Raw genomic sequence first — 16005 nt, forward strand, 5'->3', positions numbered from 1 at the left:
AGTTTAAGTTAGAATTTTATTTTATTAAAGAGTTAATTTGAGGTTTATGAGTTGTAAGGGGGATAAATGGTGAACGAATTAGATGTGAGTTTTAGTTTAGCATCTCCACAAGATAAAGATATTCCAATAGATATAAGTGTTTCGGACATAGAAGAGGATATGATATACAGATTTTGTGTTGGAATAAATGGGGTATGGTATACTATACAAGATTTTTCTACAAAAAAAGAAGTTACTTGGGTACCTGAAGAATATGGAAATTACATAGTTATGGTACAAGCTAAGAAGATTTCAAGTAAAAAAGCTTTTGATTACATAACAAGAATAAATTATACAATTGGGAAAAATTTTGAAGATGAAAAGATAATAAAGTCTATAAGTTTGGATAAAGAATGTTATACAGTTGGAGATAAATTATGTTTGACAGTTGATTCAATTTATTCACCTAGTTTATATAAATTTTGGATAAATGGACAATATGGATGGGAGCTTTTAAAAGATTATACATCAGATGAAAAACTTGTTTTAACTCTAAATGAAATTGGAGAAAAGGAGATTCTTGTTCAATGTAAGAAACAGGATTCTGAAAATAATTTTGATGATTTTTCAACAGTAAAGTTTTATGTTTATGAAGCTGTTAAGATAGAGATTACTTCGCTTAAAAGTTTAAGTAAAGATCTTATTTCAGGAGAAGAATTAATATTTGAATGTGAAGTTAATAATGAAGAATCTAAAACAGTATTGTATAAATTTTTGGTAATTGATGAAAAGGGAAATGTTAATGTAGTTCAGGATTATTCAACAAAGAGTATAGTTTCATTTATTGAAAATAATTCAGGAAGTTTCAAGCTTTTAGTATTAGTAAAAGATTTATATTCTATAAACAATTATGATGATAGAGCTGTTATTATATATGAGGTTAAACCTTATAATGAAATTAAAATAATAGATTTTTCTGCAGATTTGAGTTCGCCTCATTATACTGGACATCCTGTAATTTTTAATGTCCAGGTTGAAGGTGGAAAAAATTTAATGTTTAAGTACACTATAAATGGTCCAAGTGTTGATGATGAACCTTTTATAGAAGAAAGTGGATATTTAAGAGAAAATTTTTATCAATGGATTCCTAAGGTTTCTGGAAATTATACGGCTGTGGTTTATGTGAAAGATGAAAGTAAACCACAGGGATATGATGTTTATTCTGAAATGAGTTTTGAAGTTTTACCGTATGTTTCTCAAGTTGTAAAGATTTTAGATGTTCAAATAGATTCTTATGAGAAGCATGTTAAAAATAAGCCAATTGGAATTATAGTTAAAGCAGAAGGTGGATTAAAACTTCAATATAGTTTTGTGATAACAAAGGAAAACAAGGAAATTGGGGTTATTGATTACAGTGATAAAAACTTTTTAACTTTTATGCCTCAAGAGTCTGGTTATTACGAACTTGAAATAAAAGTTAGAGATACATTTTCAGTTCAAGAATTTGATGCATCTACTATACTTCATTTTAAAGTTTGGGATTATTATCCAGCTAAGATTGATTATATTTTATATAAATCGCAAGAATGTTATGTGGTTGGAGAACCTATTGTATTTAACATTGTTGCACAAAATACAAAGAATATTTTAGTTAAGTATGTATTGTCTGTAGATGATCAAATTATAGAAGAAACAAATTTTGAAAATAATATAGTTTTTCAATATGTTCCTACTGTTAAAGGAAAGTATACTTTAAGTGTCATGGCTAGAAATAAAGATTCAGAGTACGAGTATGACACAAAAAAGGAAGCTAAAATATATGTTCAAGATTCTTTACCAGTTATGGACACAAAAATTATTTGTGAAGCTAAAGAAGAAGATTTAGTTGTTAATAATTCAATATTTTTTGTTGTTAGTACTAAGGGTGGAAGAGATATTGGATATGAATTTTACTTGATGGAACAAGGGCAATGGAGACGTGTTCAGACATATAGTAGAAAAAATACTTACAGTTTTATACCATTTAAAGCTGGAGATTATAAATTATTAGTTTTAACAAAAAGTGAATATAAAGTTTGTAGCTATGAAGACTATGGAATATACGAATTTAAGGTAACTTAATTTTTATATGTATAAATTTTTTCTAAAATACTAAATATAATAAAAAGTATTTTAGGAGGAATTTTTTAATATATGAATTTAAAAGGTGTTGCAGAAATTTGTGTCGTCGGAATTTTAGTATCACAATTAGGATTTGTTTGTAAACCATGTAGCTCTTTAGTATCTAGCATTGATAAACAAATTTTTTTAGAGACTTTAAATTATGATTTACATAATAAATTTTTATCAAGGAAAAGTTATAGGGTAAATATAACTGGTAATGAAAGTTGTAACTTAGAAGATGTTGAAATAATAAATGAAGATTGTAATTTAGATTGTGAAATGAAAAATAAAAATCAAATAGAAGATGCTATAAATATATCTGCTACAAAATATGGAGTTGATGAAAAATTAATAAAATCTTTGATAAAACAAGAATCAAACTTTAATCCAAATTGTGTGTCTTCTGCTGGAGCTATAGGGCTTATGCAAATTATGCCTAACACTATAAAAAAATTTAATGTTGAAGATCCTTACGATATTTATCAAAATATTGATGCAGGAACAAAACATCTTAAAGGAATGATAGAGCGTTATGAAGGAGATATAGTCAAAGCTGTTGCTGCTTATAATTGTGGAGGAAATTCTTTAGATAAAAGTGGGTTTGAATCTTTAGAAGATGTTTCTATGCTTCCAAAAGAAACAAGAATTCATGTTACTAAAGTTTTTCATTATTATGAGAATGGATTTTAAAAGTAGTTTGTAGTATTCAAACTACTTTTTAATTTTTTTTATGTGTAGTAAAATGTTTCTTATGAAAAGAAAGGGAAGAAAATTTTATGAAAAGATTAGATAATTTACTTGTTAATTCAGGATATGGTAGTCGAAGAGAAGTTCAAAAAATTATAAGGCAGAAAAAAGTTACGGTTAATGGAGAAATTATAAATAGACCAGCGGTTCATGTTGATATTTTAAAAGATGAGGTTTGTGTGCTTGGGGAAAAAGTTTTGTATAAAGAGTTTGTGTATTTAATGTTAAATAAACCGGCAGGATTTGTTTCGGCAACTCATGATAAATTTGAAAGAACTGTACTTGAACTTATAGATGATGAAGATAAAATTTTGGAGCCTTATCCAGTTGGGAGACTTGATAAAGATACTGTTGGACTTTTAATAATTTCAAATGATGGAAATATGTGTCACAGGGTTTTATCCCCAAAACGTCATGTGGAGAAAAAATATTTTGTTAGAGTAGATACGTGTTTAAATTCTTCTCATATTGAAATATTTAGTAAAGGAGTTATTCTCGAAGATGGCTATAAATGTAAACCAGTTGAACTTAAGATTTTAAATTCAACACCAACTGGTTCGGAGTGTGAAGTTGTTTTAACTGAGGGTAAATTTCATCAAATTAAAAGAATGTTTGAAGCGATTAATTCAAATGTTTTATATTTAAAAAGGATTGAATTTTGTGGTATTGAACTTGATGAAAATCTAAATGAAGGAGAGTATAGACATCTAACTGATGAAGAAGTAAATATTTTAAAATTGGTTTAAGGGAGAAATTTATGAATTTGAAGGATTTTTTAAATGAAGAACAATATGAAGCTGTTACAACTATTGATGGACCTTTGCTTATTTTAGCTGGGGCTGGTTCTGGGAAAACTCGTACTATTACATATAGAATTGCTCACATGATAAAAGATTTAGAAATAAATAGTTATCAAATTTTAGCAATAACATTTACAAACAAAGCAGCAAAGGAAATGAAAGAAAGAGTACGTTCTCTTATTGGACAGGTTGCTGAGAATATGTGGATTTCAACTTTTCATTCTTTGTGTGTAAGAATTTTGAGAAGAGAAATTGAAAAACTTGGATATACAAAATCATTTACAATTTATGATTTTTATGACCAGAAAACTCTTGTAAAACAATGTATGGAAATTTTGAAAATTAATACGGATAATTTCGAAGTCAGTGAAGTAATTAGAAAAATTTCTAATTATAAAAATAAGTTTATAAAACCTAGTGAAGCTATTTCACAAGAGGCAGGTTATCGGGAAAAAATATTTGCTAAGATTTATGAATTATATGAAAATAAATTACATGAAAATAATTCTTTAGATTTTGATAATTTGATTTTTAAAACCATTGAACTTTTTGAAAAGTTTCCAGATGTTTTGGCTTTTTATCAATCTAAATTTAAATATATTATGGTTGATGAGTACCAAGATACAAATTATTCTCAATATTATTTGGTTAAGTTGTTAGCTTTAAAATATAAAAATATTTGTGTTGTTGGTGATGATGACCAATGTATTTATCAGTGGAGAGGTGCTGATATAAATAATATTTTGGATTTTGAAAAAGATTATAAAGATACAAAAATCATTAAACTTGAGAAAAATTATAGATCAAAGGCAAATATTTTAAATGCAGCAAACAAAGTTATTTTAAATAATTTAAGGCGAAAAGATAAGGTTTTAAGACCTATAAATTCAGATGGAGAAAAATTAAAATTATTTAAAGCGGGTAGTGCTGAAGAAGAAGCTTTGTTTGTAGTAAATGAAATTTTGAGAATTATGAAATCTAAGGGATATGAATACAAAGATTTTGGAATTTTATATAGGACAAATTCCCAGTCAAGAATTTTTGAGGAAATATTTGTTAAGCATCAAATACCTTACAAACTTATTGGAGTTGTACGATTCTATGAAAGAAAAGAAATTAAGGATATTATTGCTTACATTAAAACTGTTGTAAATCCAAATGATGAAGTGAGTTTAAGAAGAATTGTTAATGAACCTAAAAGAGGAATTGGAGATGCTACAATTGATAAACTTTTTGAGTATGCAGAACAAAATGGAATTACTCTTTTTGATTCTATGGTTGCTTGTGGAGAAATTTCTACTATTTCTACAAGAACCTCAAATACAATTAAAGAATTTGTAAATATTATTTTTGAATTGAGAGAAGAAAAAGAGCTTAAAACATCTGAGTTTATTAAACTTGTCTTAAAAAAGGTTGGATATATAGATTTTCTTAAAAATTCTAAAGATTCAGAAGCTCAAACAAGACTTGAAAATATTGAAGAATTTATAAACGCAGCAGTAAACTTTGAAGATTTAAATTATGGAGCATCTATTGATGAATTTTTAGAAAATATAACTTTAATTTCTGAAGTTGATAAGTATGATGAAGCATCTTCTTCTGTTACGTTAATGACACTTCATTCATCTAAAGGACTTGAATTTCCAGTTGTATTTATGGTAGGAATGGAAAATGGAATTTTTCCTAGTAATAAATGTTTTGATGAAGTAGATGAAATGGAAGAATCAAGAAGACTTTGTTATGTTGGTATTACTCGTGCTAAAGATATACTTTATTTTACATATGCAAATTTGAGGATGGTATATGGAGAGACTAATTTTAGGACTAAGTCTAAATTTTTAACTGAGATTCCTAGAGATTTAATTGTTGATATTAATTTTGATGGTGATGAAAAAATTGTACAGAAAAATGAATCTTTAACTAAATTTGGAAAATTTTCTTACGATCAAAAATTTAATGAACCTAGTAAAATTAAAAATAATATTTCCAAAGATGAAATTAAAATTGGAAGAAAGATAAAACATAAAACTTTTGGTAATGGTATGATTGTTAAAATTGAAGATAATGTTGATGATGTAAAGTTGTATGTTGCTTTTGATAACAATGGAGTAAAAAAATTATTACTTGATAAAGCTCCAATTGAGTTTATTTAATTAAGGAGTGTAGTTGTATGGATGAGAAAATAAATCGTATTGAAGAACTCGTAAAATATTTAAATGAATGTTCTTATTCATATTTTGTTTTGGATGATCCGATAATTGATGATAAAAAATATGACAAGCTTTATGATGAATTGAAATCTCTTGAAAAGGAAACAAATTATATTTTGCATAATTCACCAACGCAAAGAGTTGGAGATGTTGTTTTAGATAAGTTTGAAAAATCTGTTCATAAATCTAAAATGTGGAGTCTTGATAAAGTTACTTCTTTTGAAGAATTTGAATCATGGCATAATAAAAATTTGGAAATTGCAAGAGAAAATAATTTAAAAATTCCTACATATATTGTGATGCAAAAATTTGATGGGGCAAGTATAAATCTAACTTATGAAAATGGTAAATTTATAAAAGCTACTACACGAGGAAATGGAGAAATTGGAGAAAATGTAACAGAGCAAGTTAAAACAATTAGAAGTATACCATTAGATATAGCTGATAATTCTTCACTTGAAATTCGTGGAGAAATTATTATGACTAAAGAAGAATTTGAAAAATATAATAAAATTTCTGAAGTTCCTTTAAAAAATTTGAGAAATGGAGCTTCAGGAGCTCTTAGAAATTTGGATGTTTACGAAACTAAGAAAAGAAATTTAAGTAGTTTTTTATTTGATATTGGATATTTTGAAAAAAATAAATTTGGTACATATTTAGAAATGTTAGAATTTTTAAAAGAAAATAAATTCAAGTGTGCAGAGTTTAAATTATGTAAAACAATTGATGAAGTTAAACAGGAAATTAACAGAATTGAGTCTATACGAGATGGATTAAATTATGATATAGACGGTGTTGTTATAGCTATAAATGAATTTGAACTTAGAGGTATTTTAGGTTATACAGTAAAACATCCAAAATTTTCAATAGCTTATAAGTTTGAAGCAGTTGAAGGAATTACAAAATTAATTGATGTAGAATGGAATGTTGGTAGAAGTGGAAGAGTTTCTCCTACTGCAATTTTAGAGCCAATTGATATAGGTGGAATAACCATAAAAAGAGCGACTCTTAATAATGTAGATGATATTAAGAGAAAGAATGTTAAAATTAATGGGGATGTTTTAGTAAGAAGGTCAAATGATGTAATTCCAGAAATAATTAGAGGAATAAGTGAAGATGAAGAATTAATTGATATAAATATTCCTAAAAATTGTCCTTCATGTAATTCTGAGTTGAGTCAAGATGGTGTTCATATTTATTGTACAAATACAATTTCTTGTAAACCTCAAATTGTAAAATCAATTGTTCATTTTGCTTCTAGAGATGCTATGAATATAGAAGGATTTAGTGATAAAATTGCAACTCAGTTTTATGAAGAATTAGATGTTAAAAGAATTTCAGATTTATATGAAATTAAATTTGAAGATTTAATAAAGCTTGATAAATTTAAGGAAAAGAAAGCTAATAATATTCTCAATTCTATAGAACAAAGTAAAAATTGTAATCTTTCTAATTTTATTTATTCTCTTGGTATAAGAAATGTGGGACTTAAAACATCTAAAGACATTGTGAAGAAATATAAAACGTTAGATAAAATAATGACTTTAACTGAAGAGGAATTAAATGAAATTCATGGTATTGGAGATATTATTGTCGAGGATATTTTGAAGTTTTTTAATAATGACAAGGTAATAAATGAAATACAAAGGCTGATAAATTTTGGAATAAAATTTGATGATTATGAGGAAATTGAGTTTATAGAAAATGAATTTTTAGGTAAGACAGTAGTTGTAACAGGTACAATGAAAAATTTTTCAAGAAAAGAGATAAAAGATTTATTTGAAAAATTGGGAGCTAAAACTTCAGAGTCTGTTAGTAAAAAAACAGATTATTTAATTTGTGGAGAAAATGCTGGAAGCAAATATGAAAAGGCAGTTTCATTAAATATTAAAATTTTATCTGAAGATGATTTTAATGAAATTTGTGAAAAAATAGGAATATAAAATTCAAAAATATGGAATTATCTTTATATATTTTTAAATTTTAGAAGGTGAGTATATGAGGATAATTAAGGTTATTTCTTTAGTTATATTTTTCGTTTTTAATTTGATGTTTAATGTATTTCAAGAAAAGGAAACTGCAAATTTAATTAATAAAATTTCTATTGGAATTGTAGATTTACCTGATAACCTTCTTTATTTATCTGATGAATCTTATGTGAACAATATTATTGTAGGAAATTTGTTTGAAGGACTTGTTAATCTTTATTCAACTGGAGAAATTGTTTCTGGAATAGCTGAAAGATATACAGTTTCTGAAGATGGATTATTGTATAAATTTTATATTCGAAATGATGCGTATTTTAGTAATGGAGATTTAATAACTGCTAAGGATTTTTTAAAGTTTTTTGAAGAGATAATTAGTAAAGATGAAGAAAAGTTTTATTATGATGATTTGAAGTATGTAGTTGGGATAGAAGAATTTTATAATGGAAACATTACATTTGATGAAGTCGGTATTAAGGTTGACAAAAAAAATTGTCTTAGCGTTGAGCTTAAGGAAAAAGACGATAACTTTCTTAAGAATCTAACTAAGGACAAGTTTTCTTTAAGAAATAATTTTAAATATCTATATAATTACAAAGATTTTTATGAATATATAAGCTATTCAGGAGCTTATATGATAGATAATGTTTCCAAAGGTGAGGATGAAAATTTAAAAATAACTTTGAAACCTAATAAGTATTATTATTTGAACAATTATAAAACAGTTGATCAAAAAGTTTATTCTTTTGCAAATACAAAGGAGATAATTTTAGAAGTGTTTCCTACTAGAGAATTTGCTATAGAATCTTATAGAAGTGGAAAGCTTAATATTGTGTTGGATATACCGTACAATGTTGTGGATAATTATTTTGATTCTAGGGATTTGTATTATGTTCATAATGATTCTTCCAATTTGATATTAAATTTAGATGAGTTTAAATATGAAGAAAAGATTGCTGAAGTATCTTTGAGTTTGGATGATGAAGATGAAGAACAAAAGTTAGTAAAGGGAAATTTTATAAATTTTATAATAGATACAAAAGATGTTAGGTACATAAATGGACTTAATAGTGAAATTTTACAAGAATATGTTTTTGATAAAAATTATATTTTAAATAAATTGAAAGGATATAATTTTGAAGAAAATAAGGTATTGAAAATTGTAACTCATTCTGATGATAATTACATAGAGTTAGCTAGAAGTTTTAAAGAATTTTTGGAACAAGAATTTAATATATCAACAAATATTGTTGCTTTGGAAGATGAGTACATAGAAAATGAACTTAAAGAGAGTGATTATGATATATTAATATCTCATTTTGTAGAAGAAAATAGTGATGATGTATTAAGTTTTGATAAACCAAATTTAATATTATCTAGTATTGAGTTGAATAAAAATTATATAGATGGAAATGGAACTATTATTATTAATAATATTAGTTAAAGATTTTAAAAACAACTTTTATCTTTTATTTTTAGATAGAAGTTGTTTTTGTTTTTTACGTCCATGTGTGAATAAATTATTAAAAAAAAATTAAACTAATATAAAGTTTGATTATTTAATTAATGATTTTATTGGAGGTAAGCTTAGCATGAAAGTTTTATTAAGAAAGATAGTAGGTATTTGTTGTATTTTTTATGCAATAATTTTTATAAATTTGTTCACATTTTCAAAATTTGAAAAAGCTATCTCTAAAGAATTAGATGTACCCTTATACATAATTGAAGATGAAAGTTCTAGTGAACTTTTTATAGATAAATTTAATCTTGAAAAATATAAGATAGAAGAAATTAATTTGATAGATTTAAATTTAAATAAAGAAATTAGTGTATCTCCAGTAAATGAAAGATTTTTTATTTATGAAAAATTAAAAAACAATAATGAATATGTTTTTCAAGTTAAATTGATAGATAATACAACCAGAAAAAGAGCTATATATAAATCAAATTTTAAATATCTAGATAATAGATTTAGTGTTCAAAATATTACGATGAATTCGTGTCAAGTAAATGTTAGTTATGATAGAAAAAATCTTATATTTATAGATGAGATTGGTATTTATACTAAAGATAGTGAAAGTAAGAATGAAGGTTATGAATTTAAATTGAAAAAAGATTCTTCTGAATTAAATAATTATAAAAATAGAGTTGAGTTTAAAGAAATTAATTTAAAACCAAGTAGTACTTATGATATTTATTGCGTAATTAAAATGAACACTAATGTGAATATTGTCTCTAAGAAGAAAATTAAAACTAAAAACTTTGAAATTTCAGAATTTAAATCAAGAATGGTTTCAGATAGAAAGATAAAATTAGATTGGAGTATTTCTAATAAGAATTTAAAATTTTTGGAAAAAGATTCTATAAAAATATACGCAAAAGAATTTGGAGAATTAAATTATTCAGCTGTACCAAATTTTAAAATAGCAGATGAAGATGTATATTCTACAATTATAGAGATGGAAAAGGTATCACCTAAATATGAAATAAAAATTGTTTATAATTTATGTGGTAAACAGATTGAAAGAGATATTGAACAAGTTAATGATTTTTATAAATTAAATTCAAATGTTTCAGTATCTGATTTAAGAAATGTAAAAATAAAATTTGGATTTGATAATAAGTTCAAATTTAAAGATGATGAAATTTTAAATATATACTTGATTGATGAGGCAAATGATTCTATTTCTCCTCAAAAAATATTTTCTCAAAAAGTAAGTTCTATAGAATTCAATCCATATTACAAGATTGAATTTAATAATTTAAAACTTGATAATGATTATAAAATTGCATATGAGATATCTTATAAAGATGGTACAGCAATAAAAATTAAAGAAGATAAATTTAAAACATTAAATTTTGGTATAAAGAAATTTGATGTTTCAAGTACTGTAGATAAACAAAATAATTTAAAAGTTAATTTAAGTTGGGAATTATCAAAACCAAAATTTGAATTTTTGGAAGGCGATAATTTAGCTATTTATATTAAAGAAAAGAGTTCATCTAATTATCCTAATAAGCCTTATTTTTATAGAGATACTGAATTGAATAATACATTTTCTTTTGACATTGATATAAACAATGAGCTTAAAGGAGAATACGACATAAAACTTGTCTACAACGTTGGAGGAAAAGAGTATGTAAATTTCAAAGACTTATATATCAATTACAGTAAAGAAAATATAAAAACATTCAATAGAAATGTTCCTTTAAATGTTGTGAGTGATGAAACACCTACTGAAAATAAAGAATTTAAAGTTGAAGTTGAAGATAAAAAAGCTAATGAAGTTACATTAAAGTTAGTTTACCCAGACAATTTTAAATTTGAAGACGGAGATATTTTAGAGATATACAAGAAGGAAGAAAAATCTTCGTCTGAAAAATCAGAAGTTTTATATGCTCAATATATTCATTCAAAAGATGCTGAAGATGATATAAGTGAATCTCAACAACCTTCATCAGGAGAACAGGGAGCTGAAACAGAGCAATCAAAAAATGAATCAGGAGAATCACAAACTGCGAAAAAGGTAAATTTAAAATCTATGACTTCAGTAACAGTTGATTATTTAATACCTAATAAGGATTATGAATTCAAGGTTGTTTTGAAGACAAATAATAAAATTGAAAGTGATGATATTGTGGATAGTGGAGCAGTTACGTTGCCAGAGCATGGAGGACCAATTTTTTTACCAGAATATGGAGGAAATCCTGTAGGACATAAGGATGAACAGGAAGAAGAACAAGAGGAAGTGCCTGGATCACCACCAATTTCTCAAGATCCTCCATCTCTTTCAACGGAAGAGGAAGAAGAGTTAGAAAATTCTGAAGATACTCAAACTCTTTCAAATGAACAAGTATTAAGAAAATCGTCAGGTAGAACTGATTCAGCACAAAGTATCCATACAAAAGAAGTTAAAGTTGAAGCAAAAACTAAAGAATTTAAAATAAAAACATTTACAACTAAAACGATAAGAACAAATAGTGCAGTATTTGAATGGACAATAAGTGAAAATATAACAAATTTTAATGAAAAAGATAAAGTTGAAATATATGTTAAGAGAAAAATTGTTGGAGGATATCCACCAGGGAATTCATTTATAAAAACTGGAGCAGAGATAAATGGTTTGCTTTCTGGAGAAGCAATAGTGCAACACATGAACATGGAGTATACAGCAAAACTTGTTTATACGATAAGTGGTGTAAAGTTTGAAAACACTGTTGACTTTACAACAACATCTGGAACAACATCATGTTCGATTAGTAATATTAATGAGTATTCTGCAAAACTTGATATAGTCTATCCAGAAGAATATAAATTTTTAAATGGTGATTCGTTGGAAGTATATTTGAAGGAAAGTCAAGAAAAAACATTTGGAGATTCACCTGTTTTTAAAATATTTCATGAAGAAGATCAAAATTTACAAGATATAACTTCATTTAATTTTATTGCTTTGAAACCTAAAATGGTTTATGATGTGCTTGTAAAATTTATAAATAGACCTAACGATATTCCAGATGCTAAGGCACAATTTGTTACAAGTGCATTAGTTTTGGAGAATTGTAGAATTGATTCTATGATTGGAGAAAAATTAAGGATAAAAACTGAAACTAAAAATAATCAAGAAGTTTTTGATAATATAGAATTATACGGAGATGTATTTTATAAAACACCTGACAAATTAAATTATTTTAGTAAACCAATATTTTCTGGATATGGTCCAGAATTATTAGATTTTGAATTTAAATTACCAGATTTATTTAATGATTATGATTTTCTAGTTTCATTTAATCCTCATGGCTTTTTTAATGATACGTTGTTTATAGAATTTGAAGTAGAATATAGGATTATAAGGGCAGTTGTTAATGAAACTGAGATAGAAGAAGATAATGTTAAAAGAAAGAGCTATGAACTTAAGTGGGCATATCCACATCCAATTAATTTTTCAGCAAATGATAAAATTAATATATATCTAAGAGAAATTATCGAAGATACAGCATTAAATGAAAAAATTGATGGTAAAAATATTTCTGGATATACAAAAATTCATACAATAGATTCTAAATTTGAAGAAAATAATAGCTTAAATTTGGACTATTTTATTAGTGAAAATAAAAAATACGAATTTGCAGTAGAAATTGTTTCGGATAAATTTAAAGCTGGTACAGGAAAAACGCAACTAGAAGTAGGAAAAATTAAAGAAGAAGAAAGTGTTGAAGAAGATGTAATTTTTGATGTTCCTATAACTGTTGAGGATTTTAATGGTATAGGAGATAGGCTTACATTTAGCTTGCCAGATTTAGGTGATGTTGGTTTAACTGAGGAAATGGATATAATTTGTGATATTGAAGGATTGTCAATTGAATTTGTGGATGAAGGTATAAGTGTTAGAGGTTTAGTTCCTGGAAAACAATATGAAAATATAGAAATAAGAATTGTAGTTGAAGGAGGAAAAGAATTAATATTTAATATAGAAAATATAAAATTAGAACCAGAAGAAGACGTTCAAAAATTTTTATATAACGTTTATCAGAGAGCATTTTTAAGAGATCCTGATGAAGGTGGTTACCAATATTGGTTAAATAGACTTAAAACTAAAGATATTTCAGCGAGAGATTTTTTAATAAATTTATTGTTTGCAGAGAAAGAGTTTTCAGAAATGAAATATAATACAGAAAAGTTTATATCTGTTTTATATTCTATAATTGTAGATAGAGATCCAGATGATGAGGGATTAAAGTTTTGGATTGATTTTTATAATAATGATGCTCTTAAAAATTCAAACGGAGATGTATTTGTTGCAAAGAAATATATAGTTGATAGAATGATAAATGAGAAAGAGTTTGAAAAATTAATTTTAGGAATGAATCTTAAATATTAAAAAAGCACTAAAAATTTTAGTGCTTTTTTATTTTGTAGAAACTTGGATTACAATTCTATTAGAATTTGAATTAGAATTAGAATTCAAACCATCTTCAATATTTTTTTGAACTTTTGCTTTAGAAGCTCGTTTTTTATCATCAATGCTTCTATAGCTTTTTTCTGGTCTTTTACTTTCTGAATTTTGTGAATCATTTTCATTTGTGTTTTCTTCTGTATTTTCGTCAGAAGTTTGAGAATTCATAACTTTTGCTTGACTCTTTCTTCTTTCACCTGAAGTATTTTCTCTACCACTAGTAAGCCTTCCAGATGAACTTTTAGCACTTTTTTGTGTTGAAGATTTTGTGGCGTTTGATGAAGGTCTTTTAGTATTAGCTTCGTTTGAAGAACTTGATTTGCTTGAAGATGTTGAGGTTGTTCCTTTAGCTTGAACCTCTTGACCGTTATCTATGGATGTAGCACCGATACCAGCAACAACACTTAGAGCAGCACCTATAGCTATAGCTTTTTTAGCAACATCTTTTTTATTATTTGAAGAATTATTTTTCATCTAAATAAATACCTCCTTGTAAATTATCGTTAATCCATTATTAATTACGCGTTTGTATATTTATCGTCCGATTATGTATAAATCTTGATATAGATAGAATTAAAAGACACCAATAAATTTGGTGTCTTTTAAACAATTTATTTAGTAGAAACGCTAACAACAACTTTGTTTTGTTTTTCAGAACCAGAAGTTCTTGAAGCATTTTCTTTGTTTTTAGAAGCTTTAGAATTTCTCTTTTTATCTTCAACAGAAGAGAGGCTCTTACGGTTAGTTTCTTTTTTCTGACTAGAAGTAGAAGAACTTCTTCTTCCACTAGTTTCTGTTTGCTTTTGAGATTCATTATTAGTTTCAGCTATTTTACCAGAAACTCTTCTGTTACCTGCACTTCTAGAAGAAGTTCTTGAAGAAGAAGAACCACTAGTAGTAGCATTAGAAGAAGGTCTCTTAGTAGTAGTAGTTTCATTAGATTCAGTAGTAGCAGAAGATGAAGTTGATGTAGAAGTTGAAGGACCTCTTCCTCTAGCGAAAGCTTCTTCACCACCCATTACACCAGCACCGATACCAGCAACAACACCAAGAGCAGCAGTAAGAGCTACAGCTTTTTTAGCAACATCTTTTTTATTATTCTTTTTAACATTACTCATAAATAAATACCTCCCTGTGATAAACACATATCCATTTTAAATTTAAATTAATTATTGATTATGTTATATATGTCGAATGAGAAATAGGAAACTTTACTGTGATGATATAAAAATTTTGAAAAATATTTTTTGAAATTTAAAAAGAAAAGACACCAATAAATTTGGNNAAAATTAAAAAGAAAAGACACTAAGAGAGAACTTAGTGTCTTGTTAATAATTAATTATCTGTAAATAAATTTCCTTCTGGAGAATTTACTACGCTTATAGAGTATTTAGGTGCACTAGGAACTGGAACTAGTTTTGGTGGAGTACCGTCATCTTTTTTATTATCATTACTATTACCGTTAGAAGTAAGACCGATTGACAAACCTAGTATAGTTCCTAAACCGGCAACACCTCCTACTACTCCAAGAGCTATTTTTTCCTTTTTAGTTAATTTTTTATTTCCAGAACCAGTACCTGTTTGCACTGTTGTTGCACCGGCATTATTTAGTTGACCATCTCCATCGTCAGGTTGATTTGTAGTAATAATAGGTTTTTTAGATGTCAATGTGTTTTGATTTCCTCCATCTCCGTCTGGATCAAGTTGTTGAGTTGGCTTTAATGTTGGTGAACCAGAATTATTTGGTTTAATAATATTTCCATCATCGTCTAGTTCAACTAAAGTAGCATTATATTTACCATCGTTACTACTAGATTGATTTGGAGTAGTAGGTTTCTTAGATGTTAATGTGTTGGTTTTTCCTCCAGTTATATCTGGATCAGTTTGTGTACCTACTGATACGACTGGTTTGTTATTTAGTGTAGGTCTAAAATCTCCTATGTCACCATCATCGTGACCCACTTTTTGTAAGTATGTTATTGTACCTGAAGCATTTTTTGTGTAATATATAGGATTTCCATCTTTATCAAAATCCATATTTAGTTTTGTTGTTCCATTGGGACCTTTAAGATAAATAAAGTTTTCGCCACCTTCAGTAACATATGGAGTACCGTCTTTTGTGTATTTTACATTTGAACTTAATTGAGTTGGTGTAGTAGTAGGTTTT

The 16005-nt window shown here is 26.5% G+C and carries 10 protein-coding genes; 7 read left to right on the forward strand and 3 right to left on the reverse strand.

Translation table 11 applies throughout. The features are described from left to right. The first annotated feature begins 66 nt into the window (after nt 1–66). From A6P36_RS00955 to A6P36_RS00985, 7 genes are all read left to right on the forward strand, one after another. Complete coding sequence (locus tag A6P36_RS00955; RefSeq protein ID WP_242861602.1) at nt 67–2100, forward strand: triple tyrosine motif-containing protein; 2034 nt, start codon at nt 67–69, stop codon at nt 2098–2100. 72 nt (nt 2101–2172) lie between these two features. Beyond that, nucleotides 2173–2832: a lytic transglycosylase domain-containing protein gene (locus tag A6P36_RS00960; RefSeq protein ID WP_066760338.1), complete on the forward strand. Its 660-nt coding sequence runs from the start codon at nt 2173–2175 to the stop codon at nt 2830–2832. An 86-nt stretch (nt 2833–2918) separates the two neighbouring features. Beyond that, nucleotides 2919–3635, forward strand: coding sequence for a pseudouridine synthase (locus tag A6P36_RS00965; RefSeq protein ID WP_066760339.1), 717 nt, complete (start codon nt 2919–2921; stop codon nt 3633–3635). Between the two features lie 11 nt (nt 3636–3646). Further along, on the forward strand, nt 3647–5842 hold the full coding sequence (locus tag A6P36_RS00970; protein ID WP_066760340.1) for an ATP-dependent helicase: 2196 nt from the start codon (nt 3647–3649) through the stop codon (nt 5840–5842). 17 nt (nt 5843–5859) lie between these two features. Further along, nucleotides 5860–7842: an NAD-dependent DNA ligase LigA gene (ligA, locus tag A6P36_RS00975; protein ID WP_066760341.1), complete on the forward strand. Its 1983-nt coding sequence runs from the start codon at nt 5860–5862 to the stop codon at nt 7840–7842. Nucleotides 7843–7897: 55 nt separating this feature from the next. Next, nucleotides 7898–9328, forward strand: coding sequence for an ABC transporter substrate-binding protein (locus A6P36_RS00980; protein ID WP_066760342.1), 1431 nt, complete (start codon nt 7898–7900; stop codon nt 9326–9328). Between the two features lie 148 nt (nt 9329–9476). Next, entirely contained in the window at nt 9477–13763 is a 4287-nt protein-coding gene (locus A6P36_RS00985) for a DUF4214 domain-containing protein (RefSeq protein ID WP_066760343.1), read from the forward strand. 27 nt (nt 13764–13790) lie between these two features. Here the strand turns inward: A6P36_RS00985 and A6P36_RS00990 are convergent, their stop codons facing one another. From A6P36_RS00990 to A6P36_RS08180, 3 genes are all read right to left on the reverse strand, one after another. Then, on the reverse strand, nt 13791–14312 hold the full coding sequence (locus A6P36_RS00990) for a hypothetical protein (protein ID WP_066760344.1): 522 nt from the start codon (nt 14310–14312) through the stop codon (nt 13791–13793). A gap of 137 nt (nt 14313–14449) precedes the next feature. Continuing rightward, nucleotides 14450–14956: a hypothetical protein gene (locus tag A6P36_RS00995; RefSeq protein WP_066760345.1), complete on the reverse strand. Its 507-nt coding sequence runs from the start codon at nt 14954–14956 to the stop codon at nt 14450–14452. A gap of 217 nt (nt 14957–15173) precedes the next feature. After that, on the reverse strand, nt 15174–16005 hold an 832-nt coding region (locus tag A6P36_RS08180; RefSeq protein WP_197487208.1), incomplete at its 5' end, for a hypothetical protein.

The sequence above is a fragment of the Candidatus Arthromitus sp. SFB-turkey genome, from assembly GCF_001655775.1.
GTDB lineage: Bacteria > Bacillota > Clostridia > Clostridiales > Clostridiaceae > Dwaynesavagella > Dwaynesavagella gallinarum.